Source organism: Candidatus Poriferisocius sp., from assembly GCF_965219775.1.
In the GTDB taxonomy this organism is placed as follows: domain Bacteria; phylum Actinomycetota; class Acidimicrobiia; order Acidimicrobiales; family Bin134; genus Poriferisocius.
In genome coordinates this window covers 834,812-853,804 of record NZ_OZ244793.1, presented here as the reverse complement: position 1 = coordinate 853,804, position 18,993 = coordinate 834,812, and the positions used below count along the sequence as shown (strand labels likewise).

The window sequence follows — 18,993 nt, the reverse complement described above, 5'->3', positions numbered from 1 at the left end:
CCCGGTTGCGCATCTTGAACAAACAGCCCCTCTGGGACGCCCCCAGCGCAGGGAGCGGTCCCGATTACGGGGCGGGACCCCAGCGCTTGGCGGTGGCCGAAGCCGCTCGGCGGGTGGTCCGCGCCGTACGGGTGACCGCGGTCGGTGACGACGAGTTGGCCGACGCCACCGCGTTGTTGGACCAAGCAGCCGCCCTCATCGAGTCGAAACAGGTGGGCAACGCCCACACGCAGGGCGTGATGGGAAACCAGGAGCCCGATTTCGAGTCCCGTGACCCGATGGCGTTCTTCCCCTACAGCCCGATCATCGGGCGCTTGAATCCGGCGTCACCCCCGGTGGAGTTCTGGGCGGATCAGGATCAGGTGCGGGGACGCATGAACCTGTCGCCGGTGTACGCCGGTCCGCCGGGGATGATTCACGGCGGGGTGATCGCCGAGGTCTTCGACGAGCTGTTGGGGGTGGTGAACGTGGTCAACGGGACCGGCGGCTACACCGGCACCCTGAAGGTGGTGTATCGACGGCCCACCCCCTTGCTCCAGGAGATATCCCTGCGGGCGTGGCCCGCCGGAGCGAAAGGGCGCAAGCAGTACGTGGCCGGTGAGATGGTGTGTGACGGCAAGGTCACGGCCACCGCCGAGGGCACTTTTGTGCGGGCCGAGCTGCGGGCCTAGCCCCTCGGGCTCGGGACCCCTAGTGCTCCAGCTCGACGGCGAAGCGATCGGTGTAGAAGCTGAGGGCTCGACGGCGCTCGGCCGGATCCATGCCGAAGTCGGCCAAGTCGTAGATCACCCGGCCGTGGCGGCCTCGGGGATGGTCGGCCATGTAGTCGTCCATGGCCGCCTTCACCCCGGAGTCGAACGGCTGATCGGCCAGCCGGTAGATGCGCTCCACCGTGGCCACGTCGTCGGCCATGAACTCGTGGAACAACACGTCGATCGACTGCTCCGGCGGCACCAGATCACGGTCGTTGGTGCAGGAACGGAGCATGTCCTCGATGAGTTGGCCCCACCACTGCCCTATGCGGTGGGTGTCCACCGGGTGGGCGGCGCTCATGCGGGCCGAGTAGCAGATCATGGTGGCGAACGAAGCGGTGATGGAGACGGGGTCGCGGTGGGTGAACACCACGGTGGCGTCGCCGAACACGTTCATCAATGGGCCGATCTGTTCGAGGTGCTGGGGGGACTTGAGCACCCAGCGCTCCCGGGGAGGCCGCTGGTGGGTGAGCACCTGTAGGAGCCGCTTGAGGTACCGGTAATGGGGGGTCTGGTCGTGGGACTGGTAGTAGGACCGCCAGGTGGGCATGGGGGCCATGCAGTCGAACAGCATGGTGGAGAAGTCGATGCCCAGCAGGTGGATCTCCTCGTGCACGTGATCCCAGGTCATCTCGTGCATCCGGTCGTAGTGGGGCAAGGCGGTGTGCAGGACGGCGAGGCCGGCCTTGGCCCGCTCGATGCGCCCTTCGGTGGTGCCCGCTTCCTCGGGCGGGGGCACCGGCTCCATGGCCTCCCACCAGGGGAGGGAGCGCAGCGCCGGGTCGGCGGACATGAGATTGTGCAGGTGCGTGGTACCGGTGCGGGGCAACCCGGCGATCACGATGGGTCGGTCGATGGGCACTTCGAGGGCCTCGGGATGGTCCTTGATGTACTGCTCCACCCGCAGCCGGTTGGCGGCGAAGGCGGCAAGCTGGCTGAAGCTGCTGACCCTGCCCATGGGGGAGAGGTCGGACTCGGTGTCCAGGGCGGCGCACAGCACCTCCAGCGGGGCCCGGAACTCGTCGGAGCCGAAGTCGTGGAGCCCGGTTTGGGCGGTGGCGGCGCCCAGGACCGCCTCGGGGCTGAGTTCGATCTGCTCGGCCATCGGGGCGGTCTGTTCCATCATCTCCACGATCTCGGCGGGCAACTCCGGCTCGGCCAGGTCGTCGATGCGAATGGGGGCGGGGCGGTCGTTCACCCTGGGCAGGTTAGCGTTGCGGTGCGGGCCCGAGCGGCCCTCGGGTCCGTAGGGGGGGCAGTAGCATCGCGACATGCCCCAACACGTACCGGAGATCGAATGGACCGATGACGCCCTGGTCGTGCGCAAGTTCGTGTTCGACTTCTGGGCCGAACACGGGCGGGCGCCCAACCTGGCTGCCATGCACGCCGCCACCGGGATCGACCGCCGCTGTCTGATCGAGGCGCTCAAGCTGCTCCAGCTCGGGATCGTGTTTGTGATCGACGAGACCTCCCCCAACTGCGACATCCTGAAGGCGCCGCCGTTCTCGGCCTTTCCCAGCCAGGTGGAGATGTACATCGACGGGGAGTTCCACAGCTACATTGGGTGCGCCCACGAGGGCGTCGGGGTGTCGTGGACGCCGCACTTCCGGGACACCGAGGTGGAGTTGCGAACCTACGACGCCCACACGCTGGAGCCCATCACCTTGGTGTCGAAGGACTTCGTGTTGCAGTCGGCGGAACCGTCAGAGCCTCTGGTGCTGTGTACCGAGGTGGTGTGGGACTGGGTGAACACCGACATGAAGCACATGTGCGACCACACCAATTTCGTGCTCAGCCGTGAATCCGGGGCGGCCTACGAGGCGTCCATCGGCCGACGCGGCATCTACTTCACCATCGAGCAGGTGTCGGAGTACATCTCCTTCGTGCTGGAACAGCGCATCTACGACTACCACTGGCCCGCCATGACCATGGATCCCCCCGCCATCATCACCCGCCTACGCGAACTCAACGTGGACCTCTCCCCCTGGGGCCTGTGATGGGGTGGGTCCCACCGGGTATGGTGGAGGAGCCCCCATTCCTGTCCGGCGCGACGGCATGGGGGCCCCTGAGACCGCTGGTCGGAGGGACACCATGACCGTTGACGGTGGACAAATTTCAGTGAGAAGGCCCAAACGGGAAAGGCCGTCCCGGAGTGGCGGGTGGGTTCTGTCCCTGGGCCTCGCCGTGGTTGGGGCGATCGTGGGTTCGGCGATTGACCCAGGCCTGGGGACGCTCATCGGGGCGGCTGTCGGCTACCTGTTGGGGCGGGAAATTGCCAACCAAAGTAGGATCCGCCGCATTGAGCAAGTCAACGCGGCACAGTCCGTCGCCCCGCCGAGCGGGCAACCCATGTTTCCCCCGCCGTTGACCCCGCCGAGCCAGATCCCGCCGCCGCCCGGTGCCCCGCCGAGCCAGTTCCCCCCGCCGGCGACCCCGTTGAGCGAGATTCCGCCGCCGCCCGGTGCCCCGCTGAGCCAGATCCCGCCGCCACCGGGTGCCCCGCCGAGCCAGACGCCCCCGCCGCCGCCCCGGCCCTTGACCGGATCGGGGAAGGGGTTCGCGACATCGGCGCCTGCAAATGACTTCTCAATTCGCCTGAAGACAGCTCTCAAGCGCTGGGTGGCCACCAGCAACCTGCCGGTCAAGGCCGGAATCGTGGTGACCCTGGTGGGCCTGGGCCTCCTGCTGGGGGAGGCCAACCGGCGAGGCATTGTCACCATCACGGCCAGGTTGGTCTTGATTGCGGTGGGGCTCGTCGGTGTCGCGTTGTTGGTGTTGGGCTGGCGCTTCGCTCGACGCCAGCCGATTTACGGGCTCAGCCTTCAGGGGGGCGGACTCGCCACGTTGTATCTGGTCACCTTTGTGGCCTACGCCGGCTATGACCTGTTGGCGGCTGTGCCGGCCCTCGGGTGTGTGGTCGCCATCACCGTGACGGCTGGCGTGTTGGCCCTCGTCAACGACTCCCGTTCCCTGGCAGCTCTGGGACTCGCCGGTGGACTCTTGGCACCGGTCCTCACCCATTCCGGTGTTGACGACCAATTGAGCTTGTTCAGCTTCTACGTGGTCCTGAACGTGGCAATCATCTGGATATCCCGGCAACGGAGATGGCAAGAACTCTATCTGCTGGGCTTCGGCTTCACCTTCGGAGTCTCATCATTCTGGCTCTTGCATCGGCACGTGGAAGAAGACTGGTCGGTCACCCAACCGTTCATTGCCTTGTTCATTGTCACATATTCCATGATTCCCGCTATACAGCCACCGGGTATCGACCAAGGTCAAGACACAAAGATACGGGCACTGTGGTGGCTGCCACTCGTCTTCGGAACCGCCCTGGCAGGTATCCTGCTGCAGGGAGGCCTGGTTGGTCACCTCGAATATGGCATGACCGTCAGTGCCCTTGGTCTTTCTGCGTTGTATGGGGCACTTGCCGCGTATGTGCAAAGGACCAGGCCAGCTACGCGAGAACTCCTGTTGTCCTATGTGGCACTTTCTGTCGTCTTCCTGGTGTTGGCCGTACCCCTCTCTTTCGGAACACCTTATGGTGCAGTGATTGGGACGGCTCAGGGGACTCTCCTGGTGTGGGCAGGTAGTCGTTACCGACAAGAGGCGGTGATGGCCATCGGAGTGTTCTTGCAGGTGCTGGCCGGAATTGTCTTCGCTTCCGACTTGACCATCTATGTTCCAGGGTTGCAAGACGAGGTACCGGTCGCCAACGGATTCTTCCTCCGTGCTGCTGTTGTCGCGGTTGCAGGGTTGCTGAGCGGCTGGTTTGCGTTCAGGGCTTCAAGGTCCAGGGACCTCTCGGTAGCCATCAGTTGGATTGCCCTGGCGTGGGGCAGTGGCTGGTTGCTGGCGGCCGGCCTGCTCGAGATCGGTGCCCACGTGACAACCGTACAGCTCTCCGCTTCCTCGGGTTTCGTCATCGCGTACTTCTTGCTGGCGGCGTGGGCCGCAAGACGACTCCAGTGGCCGGATCTGGGTGTGGCGGGCCTCTTGGTGTTGCCCACCATGGCGGTGTCGTTGGTGGTTGCTCTCAGCGTGCAGGCCCATCCCTTCGAGGACTACGGATGGGCGGTATGGCTCCTCGCATTCGGTGCCCATTTCGCCGTCTTGCGCTGGAGGACGCATTTGCCCTCTGAACTACTGGATGGACTGCACGCAGGTGGACTTTGGGTGCTGGTGCTGCTGGTGTGCACTGAGGTGCGTTGGCAGGTGGAGCGGATAGGAGATGGCGTGTGGCCGACGGCCGCGGCGTTGCTCGCCGGAGTGTTGATCGTCGGTTCGATCCTGGCCGGCCGCTGGGAAGGGACGTGGCCGATTGGGGCGTTCCGAAGCGCCTACGTGCTCCCGGGATGTGGGGTTGTGCTCGGCGGGTTGTCCTGGCTCGGAGCAGTGATGCTCCTGTCCTTCGACGGTGACGCGCCGCCGCTTCGCTATGTGCCGGTGTTGAACCCGTTGGAGGTGAGTGGCTTGGCCCTGGCCGCAGTGGTGGCGTTGTGGGGCAGGCAGGCCAAGTTGGTCGGCGGCCAGGATCTCAAGAGGTCGCTGGGGGTGATCTGGGCTCCGGCGCTAGGTGCGTTCGGCACCGTCTTCGTCTCCATGGCGCTGGTGAGGACCGTCCACCACTGGGGTGGGGTGTCTTTCGACACCGTATCGATGTTCGACTCCACGGCGCTGCAGGCATCACTTTCCGTTGCCTGGGCCGTGTTGGGGCTGTCGGCCATGGTGAGCGGTGTTCGCCGGATCAGTCGTCCGCTGTGGATGGTCGGCGCGGCATACATGGCTGTGGTCCTGCTCAAGCTGTTCCTGTTTGACCTGGGCAACCAACCAACGGAAGGGCGGTTGATCTCGTTCCTCTCCGTCGGCCTGCTGTTACTGGTAGTGGGCTACTTCGCCCCGTTTCCCCCGGCCGCGCAAGAGCAGCCTGATCAGTTGGAGGCCACCGGAGTCTGAGACCGGTGATGGGGTGGGTCCCACCGGGGGTCAGGGGGTGGCTTTTTGGCGGAGGCGGTGGGCGGTGAGGATGGGTTCGGTGTAGCCGTTGGGCTGAACCCGGCCCTCCAGCACGAGGGCCAGGGCGGCGGCGTAGGGGATGTGGGCGTCGAGAGCGTCGCTCATGGGCCGGTAGTCGGGGTCGTCGGCGTTTTGACGGTCCACCACCGCGGCCATGGTCTCGAAGGCGGCCACCACCTGCTCCCGGGTGAGCACGCCGTGGTGGAGCCAGTTGGCGATGTGCTGGGAGGAGATCCGCAGGGTGGCCCGATCCTCCATGAGGGCCACGTCGTCGATGTCGGGCACCTTTGAGCATCCCACCCCTTGGCCCACCCAGCGGGCCACGTACCCCAAGATGCCCTGGACGTTGTTCTCCAGCTCCCGCCGGATTTCCTCGGGCGAGAGTTCCCGACCCGGTTCGAGCACCGCGGGCCTCAGCATCTGTCGGGCCAGCTCATCGGCGTCAGGGGGATCGGCGGCCAACTCGGCCTGGCGGGCGGCCACGTCCACGTCCAGATAGTGGAGCGCATGGAGGGTGGCCGCGGTGGGGGAGGGGACCCAGGCGGTGGAGGCCCCCGACCGGGGATGTCCGATCTTCTCGGTCAACATGGCGGCCATGTCGTCGGGCCGGGCCCACATGCCCTTGCCGATCTGGGCGTGTCCGGGCAAACCCATGGCCAGACCCACGGCCACGTTGGCCTGCTCATAGGCGGTCAGCCACGGCGACGACTTGATCTCGGCCTTGGGGACCACCGGGCCGGCTTCCATGTTGGTGTGGATGTCGTCACCGGTGCGGTCCAGGAATCCGGTGTTGATGAAGACCACCCGATCGGGGGCTTGGGCCAAACAGGCGGCCAGGTTGAGCGACGTGCGGCGCTCCTCGTCCATGATCCCCATCTTCAACGTGGTGTCGGGCAGGCCCAGCAGGGTCTCGGTGGCGGCGAAGATGTCCCGGGCCACGGCCGCTTCGGCAGGGCCGTGCAGCTTGGGCATCACGATGTACGCCGAACCGGTGGTGCTGTTGCGATGCGGTCCCCGGCCCGACAGATCGTGGCGGGCGCACCACGCGGCCATGGCGACGTCCACCAGGGTCTCGGGAATCGGGTCACCGTGGAGGCGGACCATGTCGGTGTCCATGTGCAGGCCGACACTGCGGATCATCATCACGCTGCGCCGGCGCACGTCCATAGCGCTGCCCGCAGGGTCGAAGGCCGGGGTGTCGGGGTTCAGACGGCGGATCACGCTCTCGCCACCCTTGGTGAAGGTGGCCTCCAGGGTGCCCTGCATCAAACCGAGCCAGTTGCCGTAGGCCACCGTCTTGTCGTCGGCGTCCACCGCGGCCACCGAGTCCTCCAGATCCATGATGGTGGTGAGAGCCGACTCCATCATCACGTCGGCCACGCCCGCCCGGTCGTCGCGACCGATGGGGTGGTGGCGGTCGATCACCACCTCGAGGTGCAGCCCGTGCTTGGTCAGCAGCACGGTGTCGGGGGCCGACGGCGCCCCGGTGTAGCCGGCAAACCCCGCGGGAATGGCCAATCCGGTGGTGCTTTCGTGGGCCTGCGCCACGTGAAGGCGGCCGTCCGCCACCGTGTAGGCGTCGGCGTCGCCGTGGCTACCGGTGGCCAGCGGGAAGTGGGTGTCCAACAGGGTTCGGACCCGCTCGATGACCCGGGCGCCCCGCACCGGGTTGTAGGGCCCCGACCGATGGGCCCCGCCGGACTCGTCGATGACGTCGGTGCCGTAGAGGGCGTCGTACAGGCTGCCCCAGCGGGCGTTGGCCGCGTTCAGGGCGTAGCGGGCGTTGTCCACCGGCACCACGAGTTGGGGACCGGCCAGGGTGGCGATCTCGGGGTCCACGTTCTGGGTGGCCACGGCCACGGCACCGGGATCGCCCACCAGATAGCCGATGGCGCGCAGGAAGGCGGGGGCCTCCTCCCGCTGGGTTTCCGGGAGTTGGTGCCAAGCGTCGATACGGGCCTGCAGGTCGTCCCGCTCGTCCCGGCAGGCATGAATGCGGGGCCGGAATCGGCCGACCATCTCGGCGAAGGCCGGCCAGAATCGGTCGGGGGGAATGCCGGTCTCCGGGGCCAGCCGGTGCTCGGTGAAGCGGGCCAGCGGCTGAGCCACCTCGAGGGAACCGAATGTCTGGTAGGTCACTGCCACCGCCACAGGGTAGAACCGCCGCGGGTGATAACTGCGGCCAGAATCCGGGTCGGCGGGATATTGGTGCCCGCCACGCCGGCTCGGTTGCTAGCCTCGGCACAACATCCCTCACGTGATCAACGAGGTATCCGCCATGGCCGCCAATGCTGTCGGTTCGTTCGATGCCGAGGTCCGCTCCACCCAGGCGTGGATGGCCTCGCCCCGCTTCGAGGGGGTGACCCGGCTGTACTCGGCCCGCCAAGTGGTGGAGCAACGAGGGGTGATCGGCCAAGACCACACCGTGGCCCGCCAGGCGGCCGAACGGTTTTACGCCCGGCTGCGGGAGCTGTTCGAGGCCCGGCGCTGCATCTCCACGTTCGGGCCGTACTCGCCGGGCCAGGCGGTGGCCATGAAGCGGGCTGGTATCGAGGGCATCTACCTGGGGGGATGGGCCACGTCGGCCAAGGGCTCCCTGCACGAGGATCCCGGCCCCGACCTGGCCAGCTACCCGTTGAGCATGGTGCCCGACGAGGCCGCCGGGTTGGTGCGGGCCTTGCTGACCGCCGACCGCAACCAGCGGTTTGCCCGCTCCCGGATGAGCCCGTCGGAGCGTCAGGCCGCACCCGAGGTGGACTACACCCCCAGCATCATCGCCGACGCCGACACCGGCCACGGCGGCGACGCCCACGTTCGCAACCTGATCCGCCGCTTCGTGGAGGCCGGGGTGCCGGGCTACCACATCGAGGACCAAAAGCCCGGCGTGAAGAAGTGCGGTCACCAGGGGGGCAAGGTGCTGGTGCCCTGCGACGAGCAGATCAAGCGGCTGAACGCGGCCCGCTTCCAGCTCGATGTGATGGGGGTGGCGGGCATCATCGTGGCCCGCACCGACGCCGAGGCCGCCAACCTGCTCGACGGGGGCACCGACGAGCGGGACCAACCCTTCATCATGGGGGCCACCCAGCTCTCGGTTCCCTCCTACAAGGACGCCTACCTGGCCGTGCTCCGCCGCCTCTCCGAAGTGGGCATCGACGGGGTGAACGGGCACCTGCTGTACGCCGTGCCCGATCACCGCTACAAGCGGGCCATGGGGTGGCTGGACCAAACCGGGGTCAACCAGATCATCGAGCGGGCCGCGGTGGCCTACCACTCCGCACCCGATCCCCGGGCCGACGAGGCGGTGGACGTGGCCTCCGATGCCCTGGCCGAGGCCTGGCATCGGGCGTCCGGGTTGGCCACGTACTCCCAGGCGGTGGCCGACCAACTGGCCCTGCGATCCTCGGAAGGGGAGAAGTTCGGCATGGACGTGGGGGAGTGGCTGGCCTTCTCTTCCACGGTGGACTCCGAGACCGCCCGGGAACGGGCCGCCGAGATGGGGTTGGACGTGGCCTGGGATCCCGAGATCGCCCGGACCACCGAAGGCTACTACCAGGTGCAGGGCGGCATTCCCTTTGCCGTGGCCAAGTCGCTGGCGGTGGCCCCGTACTGCGATCTGTTGTGGATGGAGACCAAGACGGCCGACCTGGCCGACGCGCGGGAGTTCGCCGAGGCCGTACACGCCGTGTATCCCGACAAGATGCTGGCCTACAACCTGTCGCCGTCGTTCAACTGGGACACCACCGGCATGAGCGAGAGCGAGATGCAAGAGTTCCCCGCCGAGCTGGGACGGTTGGGATTCGTCTTCAACTTCATCACCTACGGCGGCCACCAGGTGGACGGCATGGCCGGTGAAGAATTCGCCGCCTCGTTGCAGCAGGACGGGATGTTGGCCCTGGCCCGGCTCCAGCGGAAGTTCCGTCTGGTGGACTCCCCGTACCGGACCCCCCAGACCCTGGTGGGCGGGCCCCGCCTGGACGCGGCGCTCATGGCCAGCTCCGGGCGCACCGCCACCACCTCGGCCATGGGCAAGGGCTCCACCCAGTTCCAGCACCTGGTGCAGACGGAGGTGCCCACCCGGGAACTGGAGGTGTGGCTGGAGCGGTGGGCGGCCCACAACCAGGTGGACGCCGAACTGAAGGTGCGGCTCCGGCCCTACACCGCCGGATCGGAAGTGCTCGAACTGGTGGTGTACAGCGGGGCCAACGACCTGGCCAACGTGGTGTTCGGTGTGCTGAACGACCGCCGGGGCCGGGCCATCTTGTCGGTGCGGGACCAGAACACCCACAGCCCGGCGCTGCGCCGCAAGCGGTTGATGGCCCTCATGCACCTGTACCTGATCCGGCGCTACAACGCGGTCTCGGTGCAGTACCTCACGCCCACCGAGGACAACTACCGTCAAACGGCAGGCATGAAGGAGTTGGGCTTCTTCGCCTCGGTGTCCGACGAGGTGGGCGAGATCATCGTAGCCGACGTGGACGAGGCCCTGGTGTCCAAGCTCATGAACGACGAGGAGACCCTCCAGGGGCTCATCCAGGGACGGGGGGCGTAGTCAGCGTCAGGGGGCGCGGGCCAGGGATGACTGCAGGGCCAGGGCCAAGGCGGCGGTGGTCGCGGCCACCGCGGTGAGCAAGACCAGTCCGGCCGTGGATCCCCCCACGTCGGCCATGACCCCGAAGAGGATGGGGCCGGTCACCCCGCCGATCTCCCCGGCGGTGAAGAACAAGCCGCCGGCCACCCCCAGGTTCCTCTGCGAGACACCGGGGAGCAGCATCATCCCCAGCAGGGCGATGGGCGCCGCCATGCCCCGGCTGAGGCCGACCAGCACCAACCCGGCCAGGGTCGACGGTCGGCCCTCGATCATGATCAAGATGGTGGCGGTGCCGAGCACCGACATCACCGCGCCCAGGGCGGCGAAGCGCCGGTGGGCGGGGATCAGCCGTGGTCCGAACAGGGCGCCGACGATGCTCAACGAGATGACGGCCCCCACCAGGTAGCCCGCCGTCGAGCTGGCGAACCCCCGGTCCTCGATCACCGTCGGCAGCCAGCCGTTGAGGGCATGGCCGAAGAAGAACATCCCGATGGCCATCAAGAGCAGGTTCTGCACGGGGCGGAGGCCGAGGAGTTGCCAGGCGCCGGCGAAACCCGGACTGGACTGTTGGCTGCGATCCGCACCGGGGGCAACGCGCTCGGCCACGGTGGCCGCCGCCAGCCAGATGGCGATCACCGCCACCGCGACCAAGGCGTAGACCAACAACGTGGTCCGCCAGTTTTGGTCGAAGGCGGGCATCAGCACGCTGTTGGCGGTGACCAGGGGCAGCACGTTGCCGATGGTCGGGGCGGTCAGGGTGATGCTCATGGCCAGCGCTCGCTCCTCCTCGGCGAACCACACGCTGACCAGCTTGGGGGCGCCCACCGAGACCAGCGGCCCGCCCAGCCCGAACATCGCCACCGCACCGAACATCGGCCAAAAGTCGCCGGCCAACGGTCGCAAGAGCGCGGAGATGGCGATGATCACCGTGGCTATGGCCAGGGAATGGCGCAGTCCCAGTTTGTCGATCAACGTGCCGGCGGGGAGGGCGGACACCAGGTACACCAGCGGCCACGCCCCCAACACGGCTCCCATGGCGCCCTTGCTGATGCCCAGATCGGCTCGGATGGTCTCCAGCAGCGGCGCCATGGACAACACGGTCAGCCCGAAGGAGAAATACACCATCCACAAGGCGCCCAGCAGCACCCAGCGGTACCGCTGGTGGTGGGGATTCACGCCGGGACCGTAGCAATCGCCGGGAGAGTTTCTGCCATGCTGGGTTGATGGCAACTGCGGTGGTCACCGGAGCGGGACAAGGGATCGGGCGGGCCATCTCCCGACGATTGGCCGCCGACGGCTACGACGTGGTGGCCGTGGACCGGGATGGCGATGCCGTTCGGGAAACGGCCGAGATGGTTACGGGCGACTGGCGCCGTTGCGATGTGGCCGACCCGGCGTCGGTGGCGGCCTTGGCGGAGTCCCTGGACCGGGTGGATGTGCTGGTGAACAACGCAGGCATCTGGATCTTCGCCGACTTGGCGGGCACCTCCAGCGACGACGTGCGCCGGGTGTTGGAGGTGAACGTGATGGGGGTGTTCCACTGCACGCAGGCGTTGGCCCCGCTCATGGGGCCGGGGTCCTGCATCGTCAACCTCTCGTCGAACGCCAGCTTCTCCAACTCGCCGGGGATCGGCATCTACCCCCCGTCCAAGGCCGCGGTGGAGAGCCTCACCAAGCAAACGGCCCTGGAACTGGGCTCCCGGGGCATCCGGGTCAACGCGGTGGGCCCGGGCATGATCCAAACCGAGGGCACTCAGGCCAACTACGAGGGCGATCGGGGTGCCCAGCGGGCCCGGGCGGTGCCGCTAGGCCGTACCGGGTGGCCCGAGGACATCGCCGACGTGGTGGGGTTCTTGGCCTCCGACGACGCCCGCTACGTGACCGGCCAAGTTCTCTACGTGGACGGCGGCCTCAGCGCCGGTCGGGCCGCCCTCTAGGTCGCCAGCGGAACCAGGCCAGCACGATGGAAGCGGTGCTGGGAATCACCCCCCCATAACTAAACATAAGCCCGCCCGCGAAACCACACCCCATAACTAAACATAACATACATTCTCAACGTTCAGGGATCGAAAGCAGGAGAGATATGGAAATTGCCCCTGGACAATGAGAATGGGCTGAGCTAGGGTGACGAGGCCGGTCAGAGCCGGCGCTATCGGCCCTTTGGGGCCCCTGTCGAGTCACGTTGAAACGAGGGCCTCATGGGTACTACCCGACACGCTGCCATTCTTCTCCTGCTGGTGCTCGTCCTCTGCGTGAGCTGCGGCAACCCCGATGAGGGGCCGCTCGAGGGTGCGCCGACGCCTCCGGCGGAGGCCTCCCCGTCGGAACCCCCGGTCATGGCGTCACCCACGGTGACTCCGACGGCCGTCCCGGCCCCGACATCCGAGCCTTCGGAGGCGCCGCCGGCGACCCCGGCGGCCACGCCGGAAGCCACCTCCGCCCCGGAACCAACGCCGGAGCCCGTGGTGACGCCCGCAGTGACCCCAGAATCCACACCCGAACCGGACCCGACCCCGGAGCCGGCAGGGACGCCGGCGGCGACCCCGGAGGCAACCCCGGCATCCACGCCCGCGTCCACCCCGGTGGCGGAGCCTGAGGTGACCCCGGCGGCAACCCCGGAATCCACGCCCGCAGCCGAGCCGACGCCGGAGCCGGGTTCCGTCGCAGCCCTGCGGGAGGCGGCCCAGGCCAGCCCGCTCCACGTGTTCGGCGACGGGGTCTACACCTGGGACGACGACCGCCGTCCGGTCATCCTGGCCGTTCCCGCTGATCACCCGGCCCTGGCGGAAATCCGGTGGCTCCGGGGCATCCAGCACGGGACGGTGGAGGACAGCCCGGAGTCCCGCTCGTGGGTGCAGGAGTGCGTCCGCGGCTACGCCCAAGCGGCTTACGACGCTCCCGACGTGGTGTTGGGCACCATCACCGCCCAGGGGGTACACGCCTGCATGGGTGCGCTGGCCTACCTGGCCGAACTCCGGGTCGGTTTCTGGTGGGGTGAGGGGGCCGACGCCTGCCTGACCCCGGCGGTCAGGGCTCTTGCCTTTCGGGGCGACGCCGTCACCCGCCCGCTGGCCGCCTGTGCGTCGATTGGGTACGACCCGGCCGCCCCCCGCCCGTCCGGCTGGCTGGCCGCCCGGTGTGCCGACATCGTGGCCGCCCACCCCAACGAGCGCTATCCCACCGACCCGGCGGGGTTTTTTCCCACGGGGGAACCCCTCCCCTCCTGTTGGGAACCCCGGGTGGGCATCATCGAGGCCCACGCCGACGAACGGGTAAGCCTCGGGCTTCCTGACAGCCCCCACGAGTGCTACCACGCCTTCCTGGGCTATGTGTGGGCCCGCCAAACCGACCGCGACCGCCGCTCCCCCCACGGTCTGGTCGTCGGCTGCGACTACCGCGCCTTTCAGGCCCTCCCATGACCAGAACCCGAGGGGCATTGGCCACCAGAGCGCTCCTCGGGCTGCTGCTGGTGGCCATCTTGGCCCTCGGCTTGGTCATTTCCTCCTCCGACACCGCTCCCCTGCTGGCCCACCGCCAGACGTCCACCGTGGACCTCGACGGCATGGGTCGGTGCCCGGCCTCGGTGCAGCAATGCGTGGAGACGTGGACCCACATCAACTACTGGACCCACTACACCACCCACGTGCCCGACCACTGCACCATCGACATCATCGGGCTGTGTGGCATGGAAGTGATTGCCGAACCAGCCACAAGCTCGTGCTACAGCCGCAACAACTGTCATCACGGTCCCCACGACAGCACCCCCCGCCCGACCGGCGAGGGCACCTGGACCGTGTGGAACGGCCACAGCAACACGAACTACCAATGGTCGGGGAAGGTGACCACCGAGGTTGAGCACGAGCACACCTGTCCTCCAGGGCAGGTGCCGGGCAACTTCGGCATCTGCCTGCGGCCGTGCCCCGACGGCACCTACGTGATCCCGCCGAACAACTGTCCCACCCCTGACCCCAGTCCCGATCCGAGCCCGTCGCCCAGCCCTGAGCCGACCACCGCCCCGACGGCGGATCCCACGCCCTCGCCCACCTCGGGGCCGGTTGTCCCCCCAACCCGACCCAATCCCTGCTACCACTGCACCCGACCCACCAATCCGGTTCCGGATCCCGATCCCGAACCCATCGACAAGCAGTGCACCACCACCTGGGGCGACGCCACCCATCGGGAGGTGCTCAGCCGCCTGCGTTGGGAGTCGGTGGTGCCCTACGCCGCCGACTTCACCGATTACCACCACCCGGAGGTACCCGGTGGGCGGCTGTTCCTGACGGCCGCGTCCTCGTCGGCCGGGCCCGCCCGCCACTGGACGGCGCGCCAACCCGGCACCTCGCTGGACGTGCAGGACAACTCCGACGACCAGTGCCTCTGGGAGGCCACCGAGGTGGGGGTGTCGCTTCGCCAACTCCTCCCCTACCAAGCCGCCGACCTGGCCACCCTGCGATCGGCCTTCGACACCGCGGCGGCCGACGCCGCCGCCCAGGCCGCCGCGCTGTGGGATCGGCTCAGCAGCCAACGCCGCCAGTGGTACCGAACCGCCTTTCCCCGGGTCGATCCGGCCACCGTGTGGTGCGCACCGGACGACCTGCCCCCGTGGACCGAGCCGACCGACGAGGTGTTGTCCCTGTCGGCCGACTGGCAGCGCCGCCACGGGGACTGCCGGTGGACCATTCCCCGGCGCGGCCTGTGGGAATGGGAGCTCCAGGTCCGCTACACCTCCGAGGCGGGCGACCGGCACACCGCGGTGGTGGCCGCCGATTTGTCGTGGTTCCGGGAGCCCACCGGCTACCTGGGCCCGCAGGTGACCCTGTGGTGAGCGGTACCGAGCAGGCGTCGTGGTCCCCCACCTCGTGGCCGGTCAGCTTTCGCCGCCGCCTGTTGGCCACCGCGGTGGTGCTGGTGGCCACCCTGGTGACGATCATCGCCCTGTCCCGAGACGGCGAGGGGTACCGAGAGGTCTCGGTGGTGGCCACCACTCAGCGGTGGCCCGCGGGGTTTCCGCCGGGCGAGCACGCCACCGTCGACGTGCCCACCAATTTGGCGGTGCTCTTCGTCCGACCGGCCGACCTGGCCGACACCGTGGTCACCGTGGAGATTCCCGCAGGCACATTGATCTCCCCCGGGATGCTGCGCCCGCGCCAGGGGGAAAGCGGGCAAGGCGACGCCCGCACCACCTCGCTGTTGGACTTCACCGTCAACGCCGCCATGTGGCCCGCCCCCGGCCCCCAGCCCGGACGCCGGGCGGTGTTCGCGGCCGCCCCGGGGGGATGCGCCGTGGCGCTGGTCACCCTGGCCGGGGTGGCGGGCGACGGCTCCGGCACCGCCGCCACCGTGGAAGCCGGCCCCGACCTGGCCGCCCGGCTGGCCGATGAGGAATGGTGGATTTGGGAGTCGCCTCCGGGCGGTTGGCCGCTGTGCGACCGGCCGCCACCCCAGGCCGACCAAGGCGTCAACGGCGAGAGCGGTGGCTGAGCCGGTGCTGTGCGCGATCGGGGATCAGTGGCTCCCCCCGGATTCGGTGGATCGGGTGCTGAGCCTGGTGTTGGAGGGAATCGCCACCTCGGCCCCCGGCGTCATCCTGGCCACCTCCCCCACCGAAGTGGATCAGGCCTCGGCCGCGGGCCATCCCACCGTGCTCAGGCTGCGAGACGATGAACCCGCCCAGCGCCTGGAGGCGGCGGTGGCGTCGTCGGCAGCGGTACTGCGGATCACCACCGCCGACTGGACCGATGTGCGGTCCCAGCTCCGGCTGGACAGCGGATCACGTCGGGCCACCCCCATCGTGTCGGTGATCGTCTCCGAGGAGCCTCCCGACACCGACCGCTTCCGCCGCCAACGGATCGTCAGCCTGTGGGTTCCCCCGCAGCTTGCTCGCACCCACCGCCGCCGCCTGCACCGGTTGGGCCGCCAATTGGCATGGACGGCGGCGGCTCCCCGGCGGCTCGACCCGCTCGACCGGGAAACCCACCTGTGGTCGGCCTCCCAAGCGGCCCAGACCCGCCTGGCCGCTCTGCTGGACGAATCCGGGGTGGAGGAATTCCAGATCCGAGGGGGCGAGTGCATGATCGTCCACCACGCCCGGGGTCGGCGGGAACGCCGACAGTCCCCGTTCGCATCCAACGAGGAGTTGATCGAAACGGCCCGGCACCTGGCCAGCTTCTCCGGAGGCCACCCGCAACGCTTCGACGTGCTCGACAGCCGCCTGGACATCCGACTCGGGGATCGCTGGCGGCTCCACGCCGAGGCGTTCATGTGCCATCCCCCCACCATGGTGCTGCGATCCAACATGGCGGGCAAGGCCACCCTCGACGACTTGGGCGTGGCCGGACCGGAACTGCAGAAGCTGCTGGTGGCCGCCGTGTCGGGGCCGGTCCGGGCCAACATGGTGATCGCCGCCGCCATGGGTGGGGGCAAGACCACGTTGTGCCAGGCCCTGTTGGCCACCGTGGACGATTCCGAGCGGATCGACACCATCGAGGACACCCCCGAGCTGCGGCTGGCCCAGTACGGCATCCACCCCAACAGTTACGAACGCCTGACCCGGGACGCCAACAACGACGGTGTGGGGAAGCTCTCCATGAGCGACCACATACGCGACGCCAAACGGGCCAACTCCTCCAAGCTGGTCATCGGCGAGACCCGAGGCGAGGGCACCCTGGCGCTGCTGGACGCCATGAGCAGCGGCCTCAACGGCTGCCTGGTCACCCTCCACAGCCAACCGGGGCCGGGGGTCTTGGCCAAGCTCTTGTCCTACGCCTGCAGCGAAGGGGCCGACCCCCGCTTCGCCCGCCAACAGATCGCCATTGCCGTCCACCTGCTGGTGTGGATGGGCCGAAACGAGCGGGGGGAGCGGGTCATCTCCGATGTCTCCCAGATCGTGAGCTACGACGATCGCCACGACACCATCGACACCCGGTGCCTGTGGTCACTGAGCCCCGGCCGGCGGTGGGCCGAGCCCGTCGCCGGCCCGCACGGCCGCATCGAGCGGCTGTACCGGTCGGTGGGCCTCGGCGGACGACACCGGCCGGCCGCGTCCTCCCGGGTGGCTCCGTGAGCTCGCAGGCCGTGGTGGTGGTGGCCGCCGCCCTGGTGTTGCTGGCCGTCTGCTGGTGGCCGACCTCGACCGGGAGCCCGCAGGCCCTGCTGGTGGGCAGTCTCCTGATGGCCCGTCGACACTCCTTTCCCGTCGGTCCGGTGGTGGCGACCCTGCTGGTTGGAACCGGATTCCTGGCCGGGCTGGTGCTGGTGGGCGTGGCCACCGCGCTGGCCACCATGGTGTTGACCGGCACGTCCGTGGGGGCCATGGCCGTGCAGGCCCGGTCGCGTCGCAGCCTGGGGGAGGCCGACGAACTCGCTCAGCTCACCAACGGGCTGGCCAACCAAGCCCTGGTGGCCCCCACGGTGGTGGAAGCCGTCCGGCAGTCGGCACCGTTGGTCACGGGCCGAGTCGGGGCGGCCGCCCGGCTGATGGCCGACGAGTGTGAGACCGGCGGCCTCATCGAGGCGGCCAATCGGTTTTCCACCACCGTTCGCCGACCGATCGCCGAGATGTTGGCCACCGTGTTGGCCGAGGCCTTTCGGGGGGGATCCCAGTGGGTGGGGCTGGCCGGCGTCCTGGCCGAGGAGGCCACCGAGGCGGCGGAGACCGCTCGCCACTTCCACCGCTACGTGGCCGCGCTGATGCCGCAGGTGGCGGTGACGGTGGCCATGGCCGCGGGGATGTTGGCCCTGACCGGCTTTGCCGCCAAGGACGTGGGCCGCTGGCTGCTCTCGCCGGTCGGGCAGCAACTCCTGTTGCTCATGGCCGTGTTCACCGCGGTGATCTGTGCCCGCGTGCTGGTACCGGCGTGGCGGTTGAGCCGATGACGGCGGTGGTCTCGTACCCTGGGTCGAGCCGATGACGGCGCTGGTGGGGTTGTCGGGGATGGGTGCGGTGGCGGTGCTCCTGTTGGCCCGACCGGCCGGTCGCGGCACCGTCGTGCTCCAGGCCGCGGCCATGGGGTGGACGCCCAATCGAATCGCCAACGCCGGCCACGTCCTGGCCGGGGCGGGCGCACCGGCCGGGGCCCTGGTCGGTTGGGTGGTCTGGGACTGGCCGCAGGGACTGGCGTTGGCGGTGGTGGCGGCCACCTGGCTGCCCGGCACGGCATCGGCGGCCATCCGGTCGCTGGTGGCTGCGTCCTACCGTGCCGAACGCGACCAAAGGATGATCGAGTGGATGCGCAAGCTGCGGCTCTTGACCTCCGCGGGCCAGCCCATCAACGCCGCCGCGGTCAACGCCGCGCTCACCGTCACCGGACGGGCCTTCACCGTGGCCCGAGGGGCGATCGGGGCGGCCCTGGACGCGGGCCGGGATCCCCTTCCCGCGGTGTCCGCCGTGGTGGCCGGCTCCCCCGCCGGACCGTTGTTGGCCTCGGTGGTGGCCGCCGAGCGGGCCGGCGCGGCCTCATCGGAGCTGTTGGACGCGTCCCTTTCCCGATCCGTTCGGAGTCTGGATTCCGAACGGCGCCTGGCGATCGACCAGCTCAGCCGGGCCATCGGAACCACGGTCACCCTGGTGGCCGCCCTCGCTGGTCTTGTTGTCATGGCCGCCGTGGTCTTCGTGCTCTGAAGACCGTGTCGGCACCGAAC

Annotated in this window: 14 protein-coding genes; 11 read left to right on the top strand and 3 right to left on the bottom strand. The window is 68.7% G+C overall.

The genetic code is table 11. The annotated features are described in order from the left end of the window. Positions 1–14: 14 nt before the first annotated feature. A complete protein-coding gene (locus tag ACOQPQ_RS03865) occupies positions 15–671 on the top strand; it encodes a PaaI family thioesterase (protein ID WP_420638130.1) in 657 nt (218 codons plus the stop codon). A gap of 19 nt (positions 672–690) precedes the next feature. Here ACOQPQ_RS03865 and ACOQPQ_RS03860 read toward each other — a convergent pair whose 3' ends face one another. Continuing rightward, entirely contained in the window at positions 691–1,950 is a 1,260-nt protein-coding gene (locus tag ACOQPQ_RS03860) for a sulfotransferase family protein (RefSeq protein WP_420638129.1), read from the bottom strand. Positions 1,951–2,023: 73 nt separating this feature from the next. On the opposite strand from ACOQPQ_RS03860, the gene ACOQPQ_RS03855 reads away from it, so the two are divergent. Next, positions 2,024–2,749, top strand: coding sequence for a hypothetical protein (locus ACOQPQ_RS03855; protein WP_420638128.1), 726 nt, complete (start codon positions 2,024–2,026; stop codon positions 2,747–2,749). Positions 2,750–3,371: 622 nt separating this feature from the next. Beyond that, positions 3,372–5,705 carry a DUF2339 domain-containing protein gene (locus ACOQPQ_RS03850; protein ID WP_420638127.1) on the top strand — a complete coding sequence of 778 codons (2,334 nt, stop codon included), beginning with the start codon at positions 3,372–3,374 and terminating at the stop codon, positions 5,703–5,705. Between the two features lie 30 nt (positions 5,706–5,735). Here ACOQPQ_RS03850 and ACOQPQ_RS03845 read toward each other — a convergent pair whose 3' ends face one another. Further along, positions 5,736–7,910 carry a malate synthase G gene (locus ACOQPQ_RS03845; RefSeq protein ID WP_420638126.1) on the bottom strand — a complete coding sequence of 725 codons (2,175 nt, stop codon included), beginning with the start codon at positions 7,908–7,910 and terminating at the stop codon, positions 5,736–5,738. Between the two features lie 133 nt (positions 7,911–8,043). Between ACOQPQ_RS03845 and aceA the strand changes: the two genes are divergently transcribed. Further along, positions 8,044–10,314: an isocitrate lyase ICL2 gene (gene aceA / locus ACOQPQ_RS03840; RefSeq protein ID WP_420640350.1), complete on the top strand. Its 2,271-nt coding sequence runs from the start codon at positions 8,044–8,046 to the stop codon at positions 10,312–10,314. A 6-nt stretch (positions 10,315–10,320) separates the two neighbouring features. Here aceA and ACOQPQ_RS03835 read toward each other — a convergent pair whose 3' ends face one another. Then, positions 10,321–11,529: a CynX/NimT family MFS transporter gene (locus tag ACOQPQ_RS03835; protein ID WP_420638125.1), complete on the bottom strand. Its 1,209-nt coding sequence runs from the start codon at positions 11,527–11,529 to the stop codon at positions 10,321–10,323. Between the two features lie 47 nt (positions 11,530–11,576). Between ACOQPQ_RS03835 and ACOQPQ_RS03830 the strand changes: the two genes are divergently transcribed. The 7 genes from ACOQPQ_RS03830 (at position 11,577) to ACOQPQ_RS03800 (ending at position 18,973) form a co-directional block, all read left to right on the top strand. After that, positions 11,577–12,290, top strand: a complete 714-nt coding sequence (locus ACOQPQ_RS03830) for an SDR family NAD(P)-dependent oxidoreductase (RefSeq protein ID WP_420638124.1) — start codon at positions 11,577–11,579, stop codon at positions 12,288–12,290. A 645-nt stretch (positions 12,291–12,935) separates the two neighbouring features. After that, positions 12,936–13,772 (top strand): hypothetical protein, encoded by an 837-nt coding sequence (locus ACOQPQ_RS03825; RefSeq protein ID WP_420638123.1) that lies wholly within the window; start codon positions 12,936–12,938, stop codon positions 13,770–13,772. Continuing rightward, the gene (locus tag ACOQPQ_RS03820; protein WP_420638122.1) at positions 13,769–15,178 is read left to right on the top strand and encodes a hypothetical protein; all 1,410 of its coding nucleotides are present in this window, start codon (positions 13,769–13,771) and stop codon (positions 15,176–15,178) included. Before ACOQPQ_RS03825 ends, ACOQPQ_RS03820 begins: the two co-directional genes overlap by 4 nt. Further along, entirely contained in the window at positions 15,175–15,834 is a 660-nt protein-coding gene (locus ACOQPQ_RS03815) for a hypothetical protein (RefSeq protein WP_420638121.1), read from the top strand. The genes ACOQPQ_RS03820 and ACOQPQ_RS03815 overlap by 4 nt, the downstream gene beginning before the upstream one ends. Further along, positions 15,827–17,416, top strand: coding sequence for an ATPase, T2SS/T4P/T4SS family (locus tag ACOQPQ_RS03810; RefSeq protein WP_420638120.1), 1,590 nt, complete (start codon positions 15,827–15,829; stop codon positions 17,414–17,416). The genes ACOQPQ_RS03815 and ACOQPQ_RS03810 overlap by 8 nt, the downstream gene beginning before the upstream one ends. Then, the gene (locus ACOQPQ_RS03805; protein WP_420638119.1) at positions 17,413–18,228 is read left to right on the top strand and encodes a hypothetical protein; all 816 of its coding nucleotides are present in this window, start codon (positions 17,413–17,415) and stop codon (positions 18,226–18,228) included. Before ACOQPQ_RS03810 ends, ACOQPQ_RS03805 begins: the two co-directional genes overlap by 4 nt. A gap of 31 nt (positions 18,229–18,259) precedes the next feature. Further along, positions 18,260–18,973, top strand: coding sequence for a hypothetical protein (locus tag ACOQPQ_RS03800; RefSeq protein ID WP_420638118.1), 714 nt, complete (start codon positions 18,260–18,262; stop codon positions 18,971–18,973). Positions 18,974–18,993: the final 20 nt, after the last annotated feature.